Source organism: Curtobacterium uvaldense (assembly GCF_028307415.1).
GTDB lineage: Bacteria > Actinomycetota > Actinomycetes > Actinomycetales > Microbacteriaceae > Curtobacterium.
Window position 1 is genome coordinate 1 of sequence record NZ_JAQMHU010000041.1, and the last position, 21347, is coordinate 21347.

The window sequence follows — 21347 nt, forward strand, 5'->3', positions numbered from 1 at the left end:
GACGCGGGACGCCACCCGACGGCGGACGGGAGGCGCGCGGCGGGCCCGCCACGCGCCTCCCGTCCCGACGTGCGCCGCTCCAGGCCCGAACGAGCGGGCAGGACACGCCGCGTGTGTTCCGCCGAGCGGGCGGAACACGTCGGGTAGTTCCGCCGAGCGTGACGGATACTGCCCGCTCGGGACCCGACGCGGGACGCCACCCGACGGCGGACGGGAGGCGCGCGGCGGGCCCGCCACGCGCCTCCCGTCCCGACGTGCGCCGTTCCAGGCCCGAACGAGCGGGCAGGACACGCCGTGCGTGTTCCGCCGAGCGGGCGGAACACGTCGGGCGAGGGCACCGGATGTGACAGATACTGCCCGCTCGGCGCGCCCGCGGCCCGCTCGGCGCGCCGCCCGCGCCGCGGCCGGCCTACGCCGAGGCGGCGCGGATGCGGTCGAGCGCCTGCTGCAGGTCGTCCGGGTACTCGGCCCGGAACTCCACCCACGCGCCCGTCCGCGGGTGCTCGAACCCGAGTCGCACCGCGTCGAGCCACTGCCGCGTCAGTCCGAGCTCGGACGCCAGCACCGGGTCGGCGCCGTACATCGTGTCGCCGACGAGCGGGTGCTTCGTCGCCGCCATGTGCACGCGGATCTGGTGCGTCCGCCCGGTCTCCAGGTGCACCTCGAGCAGGCTCGCCGACCGGAACGCCTCGAGCGTCTCGTAGTGCGTCACGCTCGGCTTGCCGTCGGCCGTGACCGCGAACTTCCAGTCGCTCGACGGGTGCCGTCCGATGGGTGCGTCGATGGTCCCCGACGTCGGATCCGGGTGCCCCTGCGCCAGCGCGTGGTAGACCTTCTCGACGGTGCGCTCCTTGAACGCCCGCTTGAGGTGCGTGTACGCGAGCTCCGTCTTCGCGACGACCATCAGGCCCGAGGTCCCGACGTCGAGCCGGTGCACGATCCCCGCCCGCTCGGCGGCGCCGGAGGTCGCGATGGTGAAGCCGGCCGCGGCGAGCCCACCGGGCACCGTCGGCCCGTCCCACCCGGGCGACGGGTGCGCGGCGACGCCGATCGGCTTGTCGACGACGACGATGTCTTCGTCGTCGTGCACGACCCGCATGCCCGGGACCTCGACCGGCACGATGCGCGGGGGCTCCTTCGGGGACCACTCGACCTCGAGCCAGGAGTCGGCGTGCAGCCGGTCGGACTTGCCGACCTCGACGCCGTCCACGCGGACGCCGCCGGCCGCGACGACCTCGGCCGCGAAGGATCGCGAGAACCCGAGGAGCTTCGCGATGGCCGCGTCGACCCGCTCGCCGGCGAGGCCGTCGGGCACGGGCAGGGAACGCTGCTCGCTCACGTCGCGTCGTGCCCGAGGACGTCACGACCGTCGCGCGGCGCGCGCGGGTCGGGCTCCGCCACCACCGGATGGGAGGCGCGGGACGGCTCCGCCCCGTCGGCGACCGAGGAGCGGGCCGCCGCCTCCGCAGCGCGCTGCTGCTTCGCTGAGAGGGCACGGGTGCCGTCGAGGTTCACGCCGACGATGACGAGCAGGACGAAGACGACCATGCTCACGCAGATGAACGAGTCGGCGATGTTGTAGATCGCCGGCATCATCCACGGCGTCGAGATGAAGTCCACCACGTGACCGCGGCCGAAGCCCGGTTCGCGGAAGAGCCGGTCGAGCAGGTTGCCGAGCGCCCCGCCGAGGAGCATGCCGAGCACGATCGCCCACCACATGGACCGGATGCGACGGGCGAACACGATGATGCCGACGACGACCGCGGTCGACACGATCGAGAACACCCAGGTCATGTTCACCGCGAAGGAGAACGCGGCACCGGGGTTCCGGACGTAGAGCAGCTGGAGCGCGTCACCGAGGACGGGGACCACCTGTCCGTACGGCAGGTGCGCGACGACGAGCGCCTTCACGCCCTGGTCGAGCGCCACCACGACCACAGCGGCGAAGGCCAGTGCCGCGATCGCGCGGACACTGACCTTCGCCGTTGGTGCTGGTCGGACCAACGTCAGTTGCCGAAGCCCTGCGCCGACGCCGGCGCGGGGGTGAGGCCGGACTCCTGCGAGCCGGACCCGTCGAGCTCGGCGAGCTGACCCTGGATGTAGCTCTTGAGCTGCGCACGGTAGTCGCGCTCGAACGTGCGGAGCTCGTCGATCTTGCCCTCGAGCTGACGCTGCTCGCCCTCGAGCACGGCGACGCGCTGGCGGTTGGTGTTCTCGGTGTCGGCGATGATCTGGCGCTGCTTGGCCTCGGCCTCGGAGACCAGGCGAGCTGCCTGCGCGGTGCCCTCGGCGATGAGCGCGTCGCGCTTCTCGATGCCCTCGCGGACGTGCTCCTCGTGCAGACGACGAGCGAGCGTGAGGAGGTTCGTGGTGCCCTCGGTGTCCTCGTCGGCCGGGACGGTCGACGGCGCCGGAGCAGCGGCGGCGACCGGCGCGGGCTCCGGAGCAGCGGCGACGGGGGCCGGCTCGGGCTCGGGGGTCGACTCGGGCTGCTGCTCGACGGACTGCTCGGCGGCGGCCGGCTTCGGCGCCGACTCGGCGGCCTGCAGGCGCTGGCGGAGCTCGTCGTTCTCGGCCGTCAGGCGGCGGAGCTCGACGACGACCTCGTCCAGGAAGTCGTCGACCTCGTCCTGGTCGTAGCCCTCGCGGAACTTCGTCGGCTGGAACCGCTTGTTGACTACGTCTTCCGGCGTCAAAGCCATTGCCGTCACCTCAATAGAACTGCTGAACGTGTGGAACCACTTGCGTCGCGACCGAATCTACCAGCCACCACGAGCGGTGCGGATGCCCGCCGGAGCGGACATCGATCCCGACCACCGTACACCGCGGCCGGAGGGGAACCGCGACGTTCGTCGCGGCGTGGCGCGTGTCGCGGTGGGCGCGGGCTCAGAACCCGCGTGCGAGACCGCCGACGATCACCCGGAGGATGATCACGACGAGCATGACGATCGTCCACCCGAAGTCGAGCGCCACCGGCCCCAGTCGGAGCGGCGGGAGCAGGCGTCGGACGAACCTGATGGGCGGATCGGTCAGCGTGTACACCACGTCCGCGACCACGAGCAGGGCGCCACGAGGACGCCAGGACCGGTTGTACGCCTGGACGATGTCGAACGCGAACCGACCCCACATCACGAAGAAGTAGAGCAGGAGGGCGAAGGAGAGGATCCCGAAGACCACGGACACGATGGGGCTCGCTCGGCTCGGGTGCGTCCGCCGTCATGGCGACCGCACGGGGCGGGGTGAACCGGGGTACGGCTCAGGACTGGGCGAAGAAGGACGCCTCGATGTCGGACTCTACCTCAGCGGGCTCACCGCTCACCGCGACGTGGGCCGGCGACAGCAGGAAGACCTTGTTCGTCACGCGCTCGATCTTGCCGTACAGGCCGAGCGACAGGCCCGACGCGAAGTCGATCATGCGGCGGGCGTCCGACTCGGTCATCTGCGAGAGGTTGATGATGACGGGGATGCCGTCGCGGAAGCTCTCGGCGATGGACTGGGCGTCCTTGTACTCGCGCGGGTGGACGGTGAGGATCTCGTTCATTTCCTGGACCGGGGTCGCCTTCTGTGCGGTCGTGTGCGAGCGGCGGAGCGGGGTGACCTGGGCGCCGCGCTGGTGGGTGTGCGTCTTGGGCTCGGCGGGGACCGCTGCGGGAGCTGCCGCCGCCGGGGCAGCGGCTGCGGGCGCAGCGGCGGCCGGAGCCTGCGCGGCCGGAGCTGCAGCGGGAGCCGCGGCAGGGGCGGCGGCCTGGCGCGTCGGCGCGGCCTGCTGCTGCTGCTCGTCCTCGTACAGTTCCTCGTCGGCGAGGCCGAGGTAGACCATCGTCTTCTTGAGCGGGTTCGCCATGGTTCCTCCGGAGATCGGTGCTCGTGGGTGCCCTGCAACGAGGCTAGGGCGCGGCCGGCCGGTTTCCCGTGATTGCGGTCCCGATCCGCAGGTGTGTCGCGCCCTCCGCGATCGCCTCGGCGTGGTCCCCGCTCATGCCGGCCGAGATGTCGGTCGCGTCGGGGGCGATCGCCGCGACCCGGTCGGAGACGTCGCGGAGCCGCGCGAAGGCCCGTCGGGGCTCCTCGTCGAGGGGCGCGACCGCCATCACGCCGCGGAGTCGGATCGTGCCGGTGCGCAGGACCCGTTCGACCATCGCCTCGACCGCGTCCGGCTGGACGCCACCACGATCGGGGTCGTCGGTCAGGTTGACCTGCACGAAACCGTCGACCACCCGGGGCTCCGGCTCGGTCTCGGTCGGCGCGAAGGCATCGACGACGGAGTCGCGGTCGAGCGACTGCACGACGTCGGCGTAGCGGCGCACCTGCCGCGCCTTCTTCGACTGCAGCTGACCGACGAAGTGCCACGTCAGGTCGAGGTCGGCCAGCTCGGCGGCCTTGGCCTGCGCCTCCTGGTGCCGGTTCTCCCCCACGTCGGTGACCCCGAGTGCGGCGAGCTCGCGGACCAGCGACGCCGGGTGGTACTTCGTCACGACGACGAGCGTGAGGTCGTCGGCCGAGCGCCCGGCGGACCGGGCGGCGTCGGCGACGGACGCGCGGACGGACGCGAGACGCGCCTCCAGTCCGTCACGGTCGACGGTCTGGAGGCGCGCATCACCTGCCATGGGTCGGCTTACTTCAGGAAGTCGGGGACGTCGAGCTCGTCGTCGTCGTCGAACGCCGGGTCGGCGGCACGACGCACGGGCGCCTCGTGCTCCTGCGTCGACCAGGACGGCGCGCTGGTCGCGGTGTCCTCGATCGCGCCGGTGCCGGCCGACGACGCCGCAGACGACGTGCCGGAGTCCGCCTCGACCCAGCTGGAGCGACGCTCCTTCTGCTGCGCGCCCGGCTCGCCGCCGTCGAAGCCCGCGGCGATGACGGTCACGCGGACCTCGTCGCCGAGGGTGTCGTCGATGACGGCACCGAAGATGATGTTGGCCTCGGGGTGGACGGCCTCCTGCACCAGGCGGGCGGCGTCGTTGATCTCGAAGATGCCGAGGTTCGACCCACCCTGGATCGACAGGAGCACACCGTGCGCGCCGTCGATCGAGGCCTCGAGCAGCGGCGACGCGACGGCGAGCTCGGCCGCCTTGATCGCACGGTCCGCCCCGCGGGACGAGCCGATGCCCATGAGGGCCGAACCGGCACCCTGCATGACGCTCTTGACGTCCGCGAAGTCGAGGTTGATGAGACCAGGGGTGGTGATGAGGTCGGTGATGCCCTGGACACCCGCGAGCAGCACCTGGTCGGCGGTCGCGAAGGCCTCGACCATCGAGATGCCACGGTCGCTGATCTCGAGCAGGCGGTCGTTCGGCACGACGATGAGCGTGTCGACCTCGTCCTTGAGTCCGGCGACGCCGTTCTCGGCCTGGGACTGCCGACGCTTGCCCTCGAAGCTGAACGGCTTCGTGACGACGCCGATGGTGAGCGCACCGATCGACTTCGCGATCCGTGCGACGACGGGCGCACCGCCGGTGCCGGTACCGCCGCCCTCACCCGCGGTGACGAAGACCATGTCGGCGCCCGCGAGGGCCTCCTCGATCTCCTCGGCGTGGTCCTCGGCGGCACGACGGCCGACCTCGGGGTCCGCGCCGGCGCCGAGGCCCCGGGTGATCTCACGACCGACGTCGAGCTTGACGTCGGCGTCGCTGAGCAGCAGCGCCTGCGCGTCGGTGTTGATCGCGATGAACTCGACCCCACGGAGGCCCAGCTCGATCATGCGGTTCACGGCGTTCACGCCGCCGCCGCCGACACCGACGACCTTGATGACGGCGAGGTAGTTGTGGTTCGTGGTCACGTCAGTCGGGCCTCCGGTCGAACCCTCAACCTCTACTTGAAGTTCAGGGGCAATGCTGGTAGTTGCGGTGCTTCCACGACGCTACGGGTGCGCTCCGCGGGCTGTCGCCCCGCCACGCCGCGTGTCGCGGATCGCGTCGCCGAGATTCCCGCCGCGAGCGGCTCGGCGGTGGTCGTCGGACCCTCCGCTCGTCACTGCGCCGGTCGGACGATGCCGTTGTCCGGTGCCGAGACGTCGAACTCGACCTCGGTGTCGGGATCGCGCGACGCGTGGTCCGCGACGAGGGCCGCGAGCAGCGACGCCTTCGCGTCGGAGGCGTCCGGGCTGCCCCAGACCACGGTCGACCCGTCGTCGAGCGTGAGCGTGACGTCGTCGGCGGTGGTCGCCCGGACGTCCGTGACCTGCCGACGGACCGTCGACGGCAGCGACAGCACGACCTCGGTCATCGTCCGGAACACCGGCGAGCCGAGCTCGGCGCGCTGCACGTCGGCGACCGGCACACCCTCCGGACGGTCCGGCGACGACTGCACCACGATGCCCGCCGGGTCGACCAGGTCGAACGAGTCCCCCGAACGGACGGCGACGACGGGCGTCCGCTCCGTGACGGTCACGACGAGGGTGTGCGGCGGGACCTCCTCGGTGACGTAGCTCTCGATCAGCGGGAAGCCGGCGATGTCGCGCTTGACCTCGCCGAAGTCGATGCGGGCCAGCGGGGTGCCCACCTGGTCGGAGAGCGCCTGGCGGAGCGCGGTCGCGTCGACGCGCTCGGTGCCGCGGACCTCGATCGTGCGCAGGGCCATCAGCGGTGAGTAGACGGCGACCAGGATCGACGCGCCGAAGACCACCACGACGGTGCCCGCGGTGATCCAGGCAGCACGGCGGTGTCGTGCACGCCGGGTGAAGCGCCGCACCTCGGCCCGCTCGAGCAGCCGACGGCGACGCCTCGCCACCCGTGCCTCGCGCGCGGTCTCGGCAGCGCGGACGCCGGCACCGATCGAGGACCCGTGCTCGTCGTCGGCCGCCGGGCGGGCAGCACCGGGCGCGTCGATCACGTCGGTGACGGTGGCCGCACCGGTCGCGTCGTCCGGGGTGGGCTCCTCCGTCGTCGGGTCGGCCGTGGTCGCGCCCGCACCGCGGGGCGCGGTGTCCGCACCGGGGCGCGACGCGGCGCCGCCGTCACGGGCAGCGGCGGACGTCCTGCCCGCGTGGTCCTCGTCCGGGGTGTACTCGCGCAGGCGCTCGGCCACGGTCGACCAGCCGGCACCGAGGCGGCGGCCGGCGGCGCCGGCGAGGGCGCCCGCACGCTCGCGCTGACCCTGCGCAGACGGCGGCTTCGACGAGGATCTCGGCGTCGCGCGGTGCTCGTCGGGACCTGGCGCGGCGGTGGGGGCGACCGGCTCGTCGACGGGGGCCGGCGGGGCGGTGGTGGGTCGCGCCTCCCGGCCGTCCGCCGCCGCGCCGCGTGCCGGTCGACGCGACGTCAGGGGACCACGGCGCTGCCGCGGGGCGCGGGCACCGTCGGCCGGGGCCTCCGGTTCCTCCGGACGCCCGTCGAAGCCCTCGGGACGCTTCACTGCGCGCGGTCCCCGTCGCCGTCGTGCCGCAGCGCGCCGAGCACCTGCGGGATGATCCGGTAGACGTCGCCGCAGCTGAGCGTCATGACGATGTCACCGTCGCGGGCGACCTCGGCCGCGCGTGCAGCGGCGTCGTCCCAGTCCGGCAGGAACTCGACCCTGGACTGGTCGACGAAGCGCTCCTGCACGAGGGCGCCCGTGACGCCGGGCTCCGGGTCCTCGCGGGCGCCGTACACGTCGAGCACGACCGTGTGGTCGGCCAGCTCCTCGTAGACGCGGGCGAAGTCGCCGGCCATGAGCCGCGTGCGCGAGTACAGGTGCGGCTGGTGGATCGCGATGATCCGACCGTCGCCGACGACGTTGCGTGCTGCGCGGAGCGCGGCCGCGACCTCCGTCGGGTGGTGCGCGTAGTCGTCGTACACCGAGACCCCGCGCTCGACACCGTGCAGCTCGAAGCGACGCTCGGTGCCGCCGAACGCCTCGATCCCCCGGATCGCGTCGGCGGGTGCGACACCCAGCCCGGTGAGCACCGCGAAGGCGCCCACCGCGTTGACGGCGTTGTGGCGGCCGGGCACCCGGAGCGTCATGTGGTGCTGTTCCCCGCCGGCGCGGAGGTCGACCTCGACGCTCGCCGCCTCGACGATGCGCTCGATGCGGACGTCGGCGTCGGCGGCCTCGCCGAACGTGACGACCTCGGGCGCGTGCTCGCGTGCCCGCACGCCCTCGGTGACGCGCTTCGCGCCCGCGTCGTCGCTCGACACGACGATGCGCTCGCTCGCCTTCGCGGCGAACTCGACGAAGGCGTCGATGAAGGCCTGCTCGCTGCCGTAGTGGTCGAGGTGGTCGGCGTCCACGTTCGTGATGAGCGCGACCGCGACGTCGTAGAGCAGGAAGGACCCGTCGGACTCGTCCGCCTCGACGACGAACAGGTCGCTGCCACCGGGGGCCGAACTCGTGCCGAGCGACTGGATGACGCCGCCGTTGACGAAGCTCGGGTCGAGACCGAGCTCGACCATGGCGGTCACGATCATGCCCGTCGAGGTGGTCTTGCCGTGCGCGCCCGCGACCGCGACGAGGCGGTGCTCGGCGATCAGCGCGGCGAGGGCCTGGGACCGGTGCAGCACCGGGAGCCCGCGACGCTGCGCCTCGAGGAGCTCGGGGTTGTCCGGCCACAGCGCGCTCGTGACCACCACGGTGTCGGCGTCGGCGAGGTTCGCGGCGTCGTGGCCGATGTGCACCTCGGCACCGAGGTCGCGCATCGTGCCGGTCGTCGCGGTCTCGCGGGAGTCGCTGCCCGTGACCCGGTGCCCGGCGGCCAGGAACATCCGCGCGATGCCGCTCATCCCGGAGCCGCCGATGCCGACGAAGTGGACCGTGCCGAGGTCGTCCGGGATCGGCTGGGTCAGGTCCGGCTTGATGGTCATCGTTCCTCCGTGGTGCTGGTGCTGGTGCGCTGCGCGGCCTCGCGTACGAGGGCCGTCATCCGGTCCGCCCCGTCGCGGTGTCCGACGCTGCCGGCTCGGACGGCCATGTCGGCGATCCGCGCACGGTCACGCAGGATCGGCAGCAGCTGGAACGTCACCCACTCGTCCGTGAACGCCGCGTCGTCGACGAGCACCGCTCCCCCGGCGCCGACGACGTCCGCCGCGTTGTGCCGCTGCTCGCCGTTGCCGACCGGGTACGGTACGAGCACGCTCGGCAACCCGACGGCCGTCAGCTCGCACACCATGCCGGCACCCGAGCGGGACACGACGAAGTCGGACGCGGCGTAGGCCAGGTCCATGCGGTCGCAGTACGGCAGGACGTGGTAGCCGTCGAGGTCGCTCGGTCCGATGTCCGACTTGCCGCCGACGACGTGCAGGACCTGCCACCCGGCGTCGACGATCGCCGTCGCCGAGCGGTTCGCCGTCGTGTTGATGCTCCGCGCACCGGACGAGCCGCCCGTGACGAGCAGCACCGGGCGGTCCGCGTCGAGGCCGAACTCGGCCAGGCCCTCGGCCCGCGCGGCACGGCGGTCGAGCGTCTCGACCTCCCTGCGGAGCGGCATCCCGACCACGCGTCCGTGGCGCAGGTGGGTGTTCGAGAACGTCAGGCCCACGTGCCGGGTCAGCAGGGCGGCGAGCCGGTTCGCGAGCCCGGGCTTGGCGTTCTGCTCGTGCACGACGATCGGCGTCCCGGTCCGCTTCGCAGCGATGTACGCCGGCGCCGCCGCGTAGCCGCCGACGCCCAGGACGACCTCGACGTCGTGCTCGCGGATGAAGCGCTCGGTGCGTCGGACCGCACCGAGGAAGCCGCCGGGGAACCGGAGCGCCCGGGCGTCGAGCCGGCGCGGGAAGGGCAGGCGCGGGATCGTCAACAGCTCGTAACCGCGCATCGGCACGAGTCGCGACTCGAGCCCCTCGGCGGTGCCGAGGACGAGCACGCGGGCGTCCGGGTCCTGTTCGGTCAGCCGGTCGGCGACCGCGAGCAGCGGGTTGACGTGTCCGGCGGTGCCACCGCCGGCGAAGAGGTAGGTGCTCACCGGAGCACTCCGTTCTGTGGTGCGGAGCCGGCGCGCGGTGCCGCGGTCCGGCCCTTGCCGGGCAGTTCGCGGGCGAAGGACAGCACGACGCCGATCGCCACGAGGGTCATTATGAGGGCCGATCCTCCGGCCGAGATGAGCGGCAGCGGCACGCCGAGGACCGGCAGCAGGCCGAGCACCACCGCGATGTTGACGAGCGCCTGCCCGATGATCCAGGCGAGGATCGCGCCCGTGACCGTCCGGACGAACGGGTCGTCCGACTGGCGGATGACCTTGATCATGCTGACCGCGAGGACGATGAACAGCGCCAGCACGACCACGGCGCCGATGAGCCCGAGTTCCTCGCCGATGATCGCGAAGATGTAGTCGTTGTCCGCCTCGGGCAGCCACGACCACTTCGCCTTCGAGTTGCCCAGGCCGACGCCGAACACGCCACCGGACGCCAGGGCCCACATGCCGTGCACGGGCTGCCAACAGAGGTCCTGGTACTGGTTCGAGTCGGTGCAGCCGGAGAGCCACGCGTTGATGCGGTACTGCCGCGAGGCCGACGCCATCGTGACGAACGGCAGCACGACGGCGACCGCCCCGAGGATGACGAGCAGGTGCTTCGCCCGCGCGCCCCCGATGAAGAGCGCACCGAGCAGCAGGACCAGCATGATCATCGCGGTTCCCTGGTCACCGCCGAGCAGCACCATCCCGAGCGGCAGCACCGTCGCGATGCCGACCGGCACGAACAGTTCCTTCCACTCCCGCAGCCGGTCACGCTTCACGTAGATGATCGCGCCGACGGCCAGGGCGATGCCGAGCTTGACGGCCTCGGACGGCTGGGCGCTGAACGAGCCGAGCTTGATCCAGTTCCGGTTGCCCTGGATCTCGATGCCGAGCGGCGTGTAGACGAGCAGCTGCAGGACCAGCGCCGCGGCGAGGATCCGCATCGCCCACTTCCGCCAGAGACGCGCGGGGACGCGGCTCGCGACGAGCATGAGCGGGACGCCGAGCACGGCGTACAGCCCCTGCTTGGACGCTGCGCCGAAGAAGTCGTGGGTGGCGGCGTACTGCTCGACGCTCGACGACGACAGCACCATCACGACGCCGAACACGACGAGGAAGAGCGTGACGCCCAGGATCGTGTAGAAGGTGCTCGACTCGGCGACGAAGACGTTCTTGACCGCGACGACGGCGCCCCGCGCACGGCGCTGCGGACCGGCGTGCTCGCCGCCCGCGGACGCGGTTCCCGTGTGTCCGGTGCTGCCCGTCGTGCGGCCGCCGCTACGGCCGCTCGGGAGATCCGTGGTCGCCATCGGCTGTGCCTCCCAGGTGTTCGTGGACCGCCGCCGCGAACCGGCGCCCCCGGTCCGCGTACGAACCGAACTGGTCGAACGACGCCGCCGCGGGGGCGAGGAGGACCGTGTCGCCCGGTCGTGCGACCGATGCGGCATGCCGGACCGCCTCGGGCATGACGTGATCAGTGTCCGTCGCCTCGACCTGCAGGACCGGGACCGTCGGCGCGTGTCGCGCGAATGCCTCGAGCACCGGTGTGCGGTCCGTCCCGATGACGACGACCGCTCGGGCCGTGGGGCCGAAGCGCTCGACGAGGCCGTCGATGTCGACGCCCTTGAACTGCCCGCCGACGATCCAGACGACGGTCTCGAACGATGCCAGCGATGCCGTGGCGGCGTGCGGGTTGGTCGCCTTCGAGTCGTCGACCCAGGCGACGCCGTCCGCCGTCGCGACGTGCTCGGTCCGGTGGTGGTCGGCGCGGAAGCCCTGCACGGCAGCGCGGATGTGCGCGGGCTCGACGGCGGCGGCACGCGCGAGGGCGGCCGCGGCGAGGACGTTCATGGTCATGTGCGGACTGGCGAGCCCGGCCTGCTCGAGGTCCGCCACGGTGGCGAACTCGAGCGCGCTGTTGCGCCGGTCCTCGGTGAAGGCGCGGTCGCAGAGCACGTCGTCCACGATCCCGACGTCGCCCGGCGCGGGGACCCCGGGCGTGAAGCCCACGGCACGGCACCCCTCGACCACGTCGGCGCCCTCGACCATGCGACGGGTCGCCTCGTCCGAGGTGTTGTAGACGCAGGCCGTCACGGTGCGCTCGTAGACCTTGGCCTTCGCCGCGCGGTACGCCTCGGCGGACCCGTGCCACTCGAGGTGGTCGTCCGCGATGTTGAGGCAGGTGCTCGAGAGCGGGACGACGGCACCGTCGCCCGAGGTGGGCATGTAGTGCAGCTGGTGGCTCGAGAGCTCGACGACCAGCACGTCGAAGCCCTCCGGGTCACGGACGACGTCGAGCACCGGTACGCCGATGTTCCCGCAGGCGACCGCGCGGAGCCCGGCGGCCGCGAACATCGCGGTCGTCAGCTGCGTGGTCGTGGTCTTGCCGTTCGTCCCCGTGATGGTCACCCACGGTGCGGCGATCGGGCCACGGACGACCTTGTCGCGCACGCGCCAGGCGAGCTCGATGTCACCCCACACGGTGCTGTGCTCGACCGCCCAGCGGACCGTGGCGTTGTGCGGCGGCAGACCGGGCGACACGACGACGACGTCCGGGGCCTGGGCCACGAGGGCGGCCGGCACGGTGTCGAGCGACGTGCGCTCGAACCGGGCGCCGATCACGTCGAGCAGCTCCACGGTGTCGGCCGGTCCGTCCGGCGCGAGGACGACCACGTCGCTGCCGAGCTCCACGAGCGTGTCGGCGACGGAGAAGCCGGTCGAGCCGAGGCCGAGCACGGCGACCCGCAGCCCCTTCCAGCCCTCGGCGTACCAGCTGTCGAGTCCTTCGAGGCGGGCGTCAGCCGACACGGGCGATCCACTCCAGGTAGAAGAGCCCGACACCGGCCGCGACGCAGAGCCCCGCGATGATCCAGAACCGGACGACGACGGTCACCTCGGCCCACCCCTTCAGCTCGAAGTGGTGGTGCAGCGGGCTCATCCGGAAGATGCGCTTGCCGTGGGTGATCTTGAAGTAGGCGCGCTGCAGGATGACCGAGCCGGTCACGATGAAGAACAGGCCACCGATGAGGATCAGCAGCAGCTCGGTGCGGCTGAGGATCGCCAGGCCGGCCAGCGCTCCGCCGAGGCCGAGCGAGCCGGTGTCACCGAGGAAGATCTGCGCCGGCGAGGTGTTGTACCAGAGGAACCCGATCAGGCCACCGCAGACCGCGGCCGCGACGACCGCGAGGTCGAGCGGGTCGGACGTGCTGTAGCAGGCGTGCGCGGTGCTCTCGTCGAGTCGGACGCCGCCGCAGATCTGGTTCGACTGCCAGAAGCCGATGATGACGTACGACCCGATCGCCAGGATGCTCGAGCCGGTGGCGAGGCCGTCCAGCCCGTCGGCGACGTTCACGCCGTTCGACGTGGACACCGTCAGCAGCACGATCCACGCGAGGTACAGGATCGTCCCGATGACGGTTCCGAGCACCATGAAGTCCAACCACGGGACGTCGCGGATCGCGGAGATCATCGTCGATGCCGGGGGCTTGCCGTTGCCGGTCGGCACGACGAGGGCGATCGTCGCGAACACGACGCCGACGATGACCTGCCCCAGGACCTTCGCCCAGCCGCCGAGCCCGAGGCTCCGCTGCCGACGGACCTTGAGGAAGTCGTCGATGAACCCGACGAACCCGAGCCCGACCATGAGGAAGAGCACGAGCAGTCCGGACAGCGTGACCGAGTCGCGGCCCACCAGGTGTCCGACGAAGTAGCCGAGCACCGCGCCGATGATCAGGACGATGCCGCCCATGGTGGCGGTACCGCGCTTCGTGTGGTGTGACTGCGGGCCGTCGTCACGGATGAACTGTCCCCAGCCGAGGCGGTGGAACAGCTTGATGAAGAGCGGTGTGAGCAGCAGTGTGAACACCAGCGCCACGGCGCCGGCGACGAGGAGCGCGATCATTCGGTGACACCTCCGAGGCGGTCGCCGAGGAATCGCAGTTCGGCGGACTTCGAGGACTTGACGAGGACGACGTCGCCGGGGCGGACCATCTCCTGCAGGGCGTGGACGGCTGCGTCGACGTCCTCGATGTACACGGACTCGCCGTCCCACGATCCCTCGAGGGTGGCGGCAAGGTGGATCGGCGCGGCGCCGGGTCCGACGACCACGAGCTGTCCGATGCCGAGACGGACGACGAGCCGACCGATGCGGTCGTGCTCCTCCGTCGAGAACTCCCCGAGCTCCGCCATCTCGCCGAGCACGGCGACGGAGCGCTCCCCCGGACGCACGACCTGCGCCAGGGTGCGGAGCGCCGCGGCCGTCGAGTCCGGCGACGCGTTGTAGGCGTCGTTGATGACGGTCACGCCCTCCGGTCCGCCCTGGAGCAGCTCCATGCGCCAGCGCTCGGCCCGCGTCATCGACGCGAGCGCCTCGGCGCCGGCGGCGAGCGGGACGCCCCACAGGTGGGCGACGGTGAGGGCGGCCGACGCGTTCATCGCGTGGTGCTCGCCGAGGATGGCGAGGCGGACGTCGACGGTCTGCGGGACCGGGGACGTGCCTCCAGGACGGTCCGCGGCGGCCTCGGCCGGGACGGGAGGCGCGGTGAGCGTGAAGCGCGTACCGCTGCGGTCCGTCTCGATGCCGGAGACGCGGTAGTCCGCGCCGGCGGACGTGCCGAAGCCGACGACGGTCGCGTCGGTGAGGGCACGCATGGACGCGACGCGGTCGTCGTCCACGTTGAGCAGTGCGGTCGCGGTGGCGGGCAGGTCGGTGACCATCTCCGACTTCGCGCGCTGGGTCGCCTCGATCCCGCCGAACTCGCCGGCGTGTGCGAGCCCGACCTTCAGGACGACGCCGACGTCCGGCTCGGCGATCGCGACGAGCTTGGCGATGTGCCCCTGGCCGCTGGCACCCATCTCCACGACGAGGAACCGCGTGTCGTGGGTGATGCGGAGCATCGAGACGGGGGCGCCGACGTGGTTGTTGAACGATCCCTGCGGCGCCACGGTCGCACCGTGCTGCTCGAGGATCGTGCGGAGCATGTTCTTGGTGCTCGTCTTGCCGTTCGAGCCGGTGATCCCGACGACGCGCAGCGGCGCCGGCAGTCCCTGCTCGTCGACGCGGTGGGCGCTCGAGGCGCGGACCCGCGCCACGACCTCGTGCGCGAGGGCGGCGAGGGCGGCGTAGCCGTCGGACACGACGACCTGCGCGGTGCCGGCGCCGTCGGGCAGGTCGACGGCGCGCTCGGTCACGACCAGGGCCGCACCGGCCTCGACCGCGTTCGGCACGAAGCGGTGGCCGTCGGTCTCCTCCCCGAGCAGCGCGAAGAACACGCTGCCGGTGTCGACGAGGCGCGAGTCGGTCTCGACGCTGCCGTCGACGACCTGCTCCGGGGCACCGCTGACGAGCTCGCCGCCGATCGCGGCGGCGATCTCGGCGAGGGTCAGGGCGATCATCGGGTCTCCTCCGCCGGGCCGGAGTTCGGCTCCCAGCCGGCCTCGCGCAGTGCCTGCCGGGCCTCGTCACGCGCCGAGTAGGGCGTCCGGACGCCCGCGATGTCGCGGTAGTCCTGGTGGCCGGGGCCGGCCCAGAGGATCGAGTCCCCGTCGCCGACCAGGCTCACGGCCGTGCGGATCGCCGCCTCCGGCGGGCTGACCTCGTACGTCTCGTGGTCCGGGTAGGCCTCGCGCGCGGCGTCGACCAGGGTCTTCCGGATGGACGCGGCGTCCTCGAAGCGCGGGTGGTGGTCCGTGACGACGAGGATGTCGCTCCCCGCGGCGGCGACGCGCGCCATGTCGCCGCGCTTCGTCGTGTCGCGGTCGCCGTCGGCGCCGAAGAGCATGAGGACCCTGCCCGGCGTGAACTGCCGGACGGCCGCCAGCGTGTTCTCGAAGGCGTCGGCGCTGTGACCGAAGTCGACGTAGACGCTCGGGCCGGCGTCCCCCGACACCCGCTCGGTCCGACCGGGCAGGTAGCACTCGATGGCGCTGACCGGCTGCTCGTCGGTCTCGTCCGCGTAGTGCCGGTGGTTCGAGCCGAGGGCGTGCGCGATGGCGCCGAGCTCGAACCCGCCCTCGACGAGCATCACGATCGCGAGCGCCGCGTTGGCCGCCATGTGCCAGCCGATGAGCGGCACACGGGTCGTGAGCTCGCGCCCCTCGGGCCCGGTGAGGCGGAACTCGGTGTAGGCGGCGTGCGCCTCGACGATGTCGACGTGCCACTCGGCCTCGACCTCGGGGTGCACCGTGATCGTCGTGACGGGGATGCGGGAGTCCTGCACCACGCGGTGCCCCCAGTCGGTGTCCAGCGAGACGACGCCGCGACGGGCGTGCTCGGGCTGGAACAGCGGGAGCTTCGCCTGGTAGTACTCCTCCATGTCGGCGTAGTCGTCGAGGTGGTCGTGGGACAGGTTCGTGAACCCGGCGACGTCGAACACGATGCCGTCGACGCGGTGGCGGCTCAGGGCCTGGGCGCTGACCTCGACGGCGACGGCGCGGACCTCGGACTCGCGCATGCGGGCCAGGAGCGCGTGCATCTCGCTCGCCTCGGGGGTGGTCAAGCGGCTCGTCACGCTGAGCGAGCCGATGTGGCGCTCCGCGGTCGAGCTGAGGCCGGTGACCAGGCCGAGCTGCTTGAGGATGCCCTCGAGGATGTACGACGTGCTGGTCTTGCCGTTCGTGCCCGTCGTCGCGAAGAGCTGCGGCAGGTCGGTGGCCTCGTCCGGGTGGGTGCGGTAGACCCACGCCGAGACGTCGCCGAGCGCGGCGCGCGGGTCCTCGACCACCAGCACCGGCAGGCCGGAGGGCTCGGCGAGTGCGACGCCGTCGGCGTCGGTCAGCACCGCGACGGCACCGCGTTCGGCGGCCTCGGTCGCGAACTGGGCGCCGTGTCGGTTCGCGCCGTGCACGCCGACGAACAGGTCACCCGGCTGCACCTCGGCAGCGCTCAGCGTGACGCCCGTCGTCTCGACGGCGTCGACGGAGCCGACCACGCGCATGCCGAACGCGTTCGCGAGTTCGGCGACGCTCCTCGGGGTCGGGTGTTCGGGTCGGAGGACCGGGGGGATCCGTGCGGACAAGTGCTCCTTCTTCCTCACCACGTGGACGGGTACAGCTGCGCCTCGGCCGTGGAGGGGGCTACTCGGTACTTCTCGAGCACCTGGGACATGAGAGTGCGGAACGCCGGAGCCGCTCCGCTGGACCACTTGTTGGTCTGCGGCTTCGTGAACGTCACCGTGACAACATACTGGGGGTCCTCGGCGGGTGCCATTCCGGCCACCGAGGTGATGCGCTGGCCGCCGTAGCCCTTCCCGCCCTCGGCGACCTCGGCGGTACCGGTCTTCGCCGCGATGTTGTAGCCGGAGATCGGCTTCATCCCGACGAGCGTGCCGCCCGTGACCACGCTCTGCAGCATCTTGACGGTCTGGTCGGCTGCCGCAGCGGACACGACGCGCGTGCCCTCCACGTCGGGCGCGTCGATCATCTTGCCGTCCGAGGTCTTGCAGCCCTTCACCATGTGGAGCGGGATCCGGACACCCTGGTTGGCGAGGGTCTGGAACACGCTCGCGACCTGGACGGCGGTCGTCGAGATGCCCTGCCCGAACATCGAGTTGATGTTCGTCTGCTGGTCCCAGTCCGGGCTCGCGCCGTACTGCATGCCCGGCTGGCCGGGGTACTGGATCGCCGACTCGGGCTCGAACAGGCCGAACTTCTTCATGTAGTCGTACCGCTGCTGGGTCGACAGCCGCTCGCCGAGCTCGGTGATGCCGACGTTCGAGGAGTTCTGCAGGATGCCGGTCAGCGTCAGGTTCTCGGTCGGGTGGAGCTCGGAGTCCTGGATCTTGCCGCCCCACGGGAAGGACCGCGAGTACGGCACCACCGCTCGGTCGGTCGGGCTCGACTTGCCCTGGTCGATGAGCGCGGCCGCGATCGCCGCCTTGATGGTCGAACCGGGCTCGTAGGTCGAGGTCAGCGCACGCGAGCCGTACGCACCCTTGTCCGTGGTCGCGTCGACGTCGTTCGGGTCCACGGTGGGCCAGTCGGCGACGGCGAGGAGCTCACCGGTCTTGACGTCCACGACGGTCGCGGTCGCGGACTCCGCCTGCAGCGACTGCGCCGCCGACGCGATCGTCTGCTGCGCCATGTACTGCAGGTCGCTGTCGATGGTGGTCTCGAGCGTGCCGCCGTCCTTGGCCTGCTCCGTCGTCCGGGTGCTCCCGGGGAGCTGCACGCCGTCCTCGCCGCGCTCGTACGTCTCCGAGCCGTTCTTGCCCGCGAGGCACTGGTCGTACGAGTACTCGAGGCCGGCCTGGGCGCCGTCGGTGCCCATGAACCCGGTCAGCGCACCGCCGGTGGCACCCATCGGGTAGACGCGGGCGGACTGCTGCTCCTTGTAGACCCACGGGATGCCGAGGGCGACGACCGCCTCGTAGTGCTTCACGTCGAGCCCCTTGACCAGGTAGGCGAAGTCCGACTTCGGGTCGGCGGCGATCGCCTTCTGCATCGCCTGCACGTCACCGCCGGACGCCTTCGCCAACGCCTGCAGGGCGTCGTCCACCGAGACCTTCTTCGTGCGCTCGCCACCGAGCTTGCCGTCGAAGCCCGCGACGAGTCGTGGCGAGGTGACGATGTTGTAGCGGTTGACGCTCTCCGCGAGTTCGGTGCCGTTGCGGTCGACGATGGCACCGCGGTTGCCGTAGATGGTGACCGGGATGCTCCGCTTCGCCTTCGACGCCTCGTTCAGCGCCGCTGCCTGCACCACCTGGATGTCGACCAGTCGGATCACGAAGACCGCCACGAGGGCGATCACGGCGATGATCACCACGCTGTAGCGCAGTCGAGGGTTGCGGATCGTCTTCGTCACGCGGTGCGGTCCTTCCCGGGTGGTGCGGCAGTCTGATCCCGCCCGCAGGTCACCGGGTGGTGGGTGCCTGGAGCGGGTTCGCGTCGGACTCTACGTCGGTGGTCGAGCCGGTCCGTCCCGACTCGCTGGTGCCTGCGCTCTTCTCAGTGTCGGCCGTCGCAGCAGCCTGCTGGGCACCGGTCGCCGACGTCCCGCCCGCGCTGGTGTCCGGGCTGCCGCCGGTCGTGCTCGTGGTGCCGTCGGCCGGGGTCGCACCGGTGCCGGCGGCACCGTCGGTCGTGCTCGCCCCGCCGGCGGACGCGTCCGGGCCGGCGGCGAGCGGGACCGGGTCGAGGAGCGCGTTCGGCACCTGGTTGTCGCCGCTCGCGGTCGCCTCGTCGGGGGCCGCCGGGGTCGGCGTGCCGTACACGTGGCCGGTCTTCGGGTCGAGGTACACCGGGGTGGAGTTCGCGATCATCCCCAGCGCCTTCGCGTTGCGCGCCAGGTTCTGCGGCGAGTCGAGCACCCGGAGCTCCTCGGAGAGCGACTGCTGCGTCCGGGAGAGCCCCGTCTGCTCGGCGCCGAGCGAGTCCAGCGTGTACGCCCCCTGGCTCAGCACCATGCTGATGCCGAGCTGCGCGAGGAGCAGCACACCGAGCGACACGACGCCGACCACCGCGTAGGCGATCTTCGGCCGTGCTCGGCGCTGCGCCCTGGACGGCGCGACCTCGACGAGCTCGGGTCGCTCCCGGCGCGGTGGGTGCGGGGCACGGGTCGGTGCGCCGACGGGGTCGACGAGTGCGAGGTTCGTGCTCATGTCACTTCCGGATCCGCTCGGCCGCGCGCAGGCGCACGGGGATGGCTCGGGGGTTGGCGGCGCGTTCGGCCTCGTCGGCCAGTTCCGCGCCCTTGACGACGAGGGAGTAGGTGGGAGCGTGCTCCGGCAGCTCGACGGGTAGTCCTGCCGGGGCGCTCGAGGTCGTGCGCTCGACCAGTGCCCGCTTCACGAGGCGGTCCTCGAGCGACTGGTACGACTCGACGACGATCCGACCACCGACCGCGATCACGTCGAGCGCGGCGGGGATCGCCCGCTCGAGCACGGCGAGCTCGGCGTTGACCTCGATGCGGAGCGCCTGGAACACGCGCTTGGCCGGGTGCCCCTGCCGCTGCACGGCCACGGGTGTCGCGTCGTGCAGCACCTGGACGAGGTCACCCGACATCTCGAACGGGCGCTCGGTGCGACGCTCGACGATCGCGCGGGCGTACCGGCCGGCGAGCTTCTCCTCGCCGTACCGCTGGAAGATCCGGCGCAGCTCGCCCTCGTCGTAGGTCGCGAGGACGTCGGCGGCGGTCTGCCCCTCGGTCCGGTCCATCCGCATGTCGAGCGGGGCGTCCTGGCTGTAGGCGAACCCGCGCTCGGCACGGTCGAGCTGCAGCGAGCTGACGCCGAGGTCGAACAGCACGCCGTCGACCTGACGGAAGCCCTCGCCCTCGACCGCGTCGACGATCCCGTCGTACACGGTGTGGACGAGGCGCACGCGGTCGCCGAAGCGAGCGAGCCGCTCCCCCGCGATGCCGAGGGCGTCGGTGTCCCGGTCGAGCCCGATGAGCGTGAGCTCCGGGAACCGTTCGAGCAGCGCCTCGGAGTGGCCGCCCATGCCGAGGGTCGCGTCGACGACGACCTTGCCCGGGCCGTCGAGGGCCGGGACGAACAGGTCGACGATGCGCTGGAGCATCACCGGCGTGTGCGGGAACTTCGGCTGGTCTTCGGCCATGTGCAGCCCCTGTGACCGTCTGGGCCACGCACCCGGATCCCCATCCATGCGACCTGACACCGGGGAAGGTGTGTCAGGGCACCACGGCTGGGAGTCCCGATCCGCGGATCAGAAGATCCCCGGGATCACCTCCTCGTCGTTGTCGGCGAAGCCCTCTTCGACCTCGGCGTAGTAGGCCTCCCACGCGGGGGTCGACCAGATCTCGGCACGGTCACCGCTGCCGATGACCGTGAGGTCCCGTTCGAGCCCCGCGTACTCACGGAGGTTCTGCGGGATCGTCACGCGGTTCTGCTTGTCCGGGGTCTCCGCGCTCGCTCCGGAGAGGAACAGGCGCATGTAGTCCCGGGTGCGCTTCGACGTCATCGGAGCCGTCCGGATCCGTTCGTGCAGTTGCTCGAACGTGTCCGCACTGAAGACGACGACGCAGCGCTCCTGCCCACGGGTCATCACGAGTCCGCCGGACAGTTCGTCCCGGAACTTGGCGGGGAGGATCACGCGACCCTTCTCGTCCAGCTTCGGGGCATGGGTACCGAGCAGCACGTCGGGGCCTCCCCTCCGCTCCACCGGACCGTCGTGATCCCCACTTTACTCCACTTCGCTCCCCGCGGAACGGTCGGCGCTCCCGAATCTGCCCCGATCCCCCGATCTGGGGTGGTCACCGGAGCTCGTAGCTCGCCTCTCTGCGAGTCACTTCCCCGGAAGCACGCAGACGTGGAGCGGAGTGGAGGGGGTGGAGGGAAGTGGAGGACATTCGCAGGCTCGGGAGCAGCCGAGGGCGCGCCGGACGGGAGGCTCGGCGCACGACCGCCCCGCGCCTCCCGTCCGATGCGTGCTCACGCCCATCGCCCCATCGCGCCCGTGGCGCACGTCGCGCCCCTCGCGCCCCTCGCGCCGTCGCGCCGTCGCGCCGTCGCGCGCGTCGCGCCGT

At 71.8% G+C, this 21347-nt stretch carries 19 protein-coding genes; all 19 read right to left on the minus strand.

Going from position 1 to position 21347, the window contains the following annotated elements; all coding sequences use genetic code 11:
* Positions 1 to 409 precede the first annotated feature (409 nt).
* The 19 genes from PIJ49_RS15815 to mraZ all read right to left on the minus strand — a co-directional run bounded on the left by PIJ49_RS15815 (position 410) and on the right by mraZ (position 20959).
* Positions 410 to 1339, minus strand: coding sequence for an RluA family pseudouridine synthase (locus tag PIJ49_RS15815; protein WP_066653773.1), 930 nt, complete (start codon positions 1337 to 1339; stop codon positions 410 to 412).
* Positions 1336 to 2004 carry a signal peptidase II gene (gene lspA / locus PIJ49_RS15820; RefSeq protein WP_235426561.1) on the minus strand — a complete coding sequence of 223 codons (669 nt, stop codon included), beginning with the start codon at positions 2002 to 2004 and terminating at the stop codon, positions 1336 to 1338. Before lspA ends, PIJ49_RS15815 begins: the two co-directional genes overlap by 4 nt.
* A gap of 2 nt (positions 2005 to 2006) precedes the next feature.
* Positions 2007 to 2702 carry a DivIVA domain-containing protein gene (locus PIJ49_RS15825; RefSeq protein WP_066653770.1) on the minus strand — a complete coding sequence of 232 codons (696 nt, stop codon included), beginning with the start codon at positions 2700 to 2702 and terminating at the stop codon, positions 2007 to 2009.
* A 184-nt stretch (positions 2703 to 2886) separates the two neighbouring features.
* Complete coding sequence (locus tag PIJ49_RS15830) at positions 2887 to 3177, minus strand: YggT family protein (protein WP_396137142.1); 291 nt, start codon at positions 3175 to 3177, stop codon at positions 2887 to 2889.
* Positions 3178 to 3256: 79 nt separating this feature from the next.
* Positions 3257 to 3844 carry a cell division protein SepF gene (locus PIJ49_RS15835; RefSeq protein ID WP_251154939.1) on the minus strand — a complete coding sequence of 196 codons (588 nt, stop codon included), beginning with the start codon at positions 3842 to 3844 and terminating at the stop codon, positions 3257 to 3259.
* A 43-nt stretch (positions 3845 to 3887) separates the two neighbouring features.
* Positions 3888 to 4607: a YggS family pyridoxal phosphate-dependent enzyme gene (locus tag PIJ49_RS15840; protein ID WP_066653762.1), complete on the minus strand. Its 720-nt coding sequence runs from the start codon at positions 4605 to 4607 to the stop codon at positions 3888 to 3890.
* 8 nt (positions 4608 to 4615) lie between these two features.
* On the minus strand, positions 4616 to 5779 hold the full coding sequence (ftsZ, locus tag PIJ49_RS15845) for a cell division protein FtsZ (RefSeq protein WP_066653758.1): 1164 nt from the start codon (positions 5777 to 5779) through the stop codon (positions 4616 to 4618).
* Positions 5780 to 5970: 191 nt separating this feature from the next.
* Positions 5971 to 7353, minus strand: a complete 1383-nt coding sequence (locus PIJ49_RS15850) for a cell division protein FtsQ/DivIB (RefSeq protein WP_271827038.1) — start codon at positions 7351 to 7353, stop codon at positions 5971 to 5973.
* Positions 7350 to 8777: a UDP-N-acetylmuramate--L-alanine ligase gene (gene murC / locus PIJ49_RS15855; RefSeq protein ID WP_066653754.1), complete on the minus strand. Its 1428-nt coding sequence runs from the start codon at positions 8775 to 8777 to the stop codon at positions 7350 to 7352. The genes PIJ49_RS15850 and murC overlap by 4 nt, the downstream gene beginning before the upstream one ends.
* Positions 8774 to 9874: a UDP-N-acetylglucosamine--N-acetylmuramyl-(pentapeptide) pyrophosphoryl-undecaprenol N-acetylglucosamine transferase gene (locus PIJ49_RS15860; RefSeq protein WP_271827039.1), complete on the minus strand. Its 1101-nt coding sequence runs from the start codon at positions 9872 to 9874 to the stop codon at positions 8774 to 8776. Before PIJ49_RS15860 ends, murC begins: the two co-directional genes overlap by 4 nt.
* Complete coding sequence (gene ftsW, locus PIJ49_RS15865) at positions 9871 to 11175, minus strand: putative lipid II flippase FtsW (RefSeq protein ID WP_209683083.1); 1305 nt, start codon at positions 11173 to 11175, stop codon at positions 9871 to 9873. Before ftsW ends, PIJ49_RS15860 begins: the two co-directional genes overlap by 4 nt.
* The gene (murD, locus tag PIJ49_RS15870) at positions 11144 to 12673 is read right to left on the minus strand and encodes a UDP-N-acetylmuramoyl-L-alanine--D-glutamate ligase (protein ID WP_271827041.1); all 1530 of its coding nucleotides are present in this window, start codon (positions 12671 to 12673) and stop codon (positions 11144 to 11146) included. The genes ftsW and murD overlap by 32 nt, the downstream gene beginning before the upstream one ends.
* The gene (gene mraY, locus PIJ49_RS15875) at positions 12663 to 13766 is read right to left on the minus strand and encodes a phospho-N-acetylmuramoyl-pentapeptide-transferase (protein ID WP_066653744.1); all 1104 of its coding nucleotides are present in this window, start codon (positions 13764 to 13766) and stop codon (positions 12663 to 12665) included. Before mraY ends, murD begins: the two co-directional genes overlap by 11 nt.
* Positions 13763 to 15259, minus strand: a complete 1497-nt coding sequence (locus PIJ49_RS15880; RefSeq protein WP_271827042.1) for a UDP-N-acetylmuramoyl-tripeptide--D-alanyl-D-alanine ligase — start codon at positions 15257 to 15259, stop codon at positions 13763 to 13765. Before PIJ49_RS15880 ends, mraY begins: the two co-directional genes overlap by 4 nt.
* Positions 15256 to 16881, minus strand: a complete 1626-nt coding sequence (locus PIJ49_RS15885; RefSeq protein WP_066658047.1) for a Mur ligase family protein — start codon at positions 16879 to 16881, stop codon at positions 15256 to 15258. The genes PIJ49_RS15880 and PIJ49_RS15885 overlap by 4 nt, the downstream gene beginning before the upstream one ends.
* A 14-nt stretch (positions 16882 to 16895) precedes the next feature.
* A complete protein-coding gene (locus PIJ49_RS15890) occupies positions 16896 to 18665 on the minus strand; it encodes a peptidoglycan D,D-transpeptidase FtsI family protein (RefSeq protein WP_066653741.1) in 1770 nt (589 codons plus the stop codon).
* Between the two features lie 49 nt (positions 18666 to 18714).
* Positions 18715 to 19461, minus strand: a complete 747-nt coding sequence (gene ftsL, locus PIJ49_RS15895) for a cell division protein FtsL (RefSeq protein ID WP_271827043.1) — start codon at positions 19459 to 19461, stop codon at positions 18715 to 18717.
* Position 19462: 1 nt separating this feature from the next.
* Positions 19463 to 20419 carry a 16S rRNA (cytosine(1402)-N(4))-methyltransferase RsmH gene (gene rsmH / locus PIJ49_RS15900; RefSeq protein WP_066653737.1) on the minus strand — a complete coding sequence of 319 codons (957 nt, stop codon included), beginning with the start codon at positions 20417 to 20419 and terminating at the stop codon, positions 19463 to 19465.
* Positions 20420 to 20527: 108 nt separating this feature from the next.
* Positions 20528 to 20959 (minus strand): division/cell wall cluster transcriptional repressor MraZ, encoded by a 432-nt coding sequence (gene mraZ, locus PIJ49_RS15905; RefSeq protein ID WP_058729729.1) that lies wholly within the window; start codon positions 20957 to 20959, stop codon positions 20528 to 20530.
* Positions 20960 to 21347: the final 388 nt, after the last annotated feature.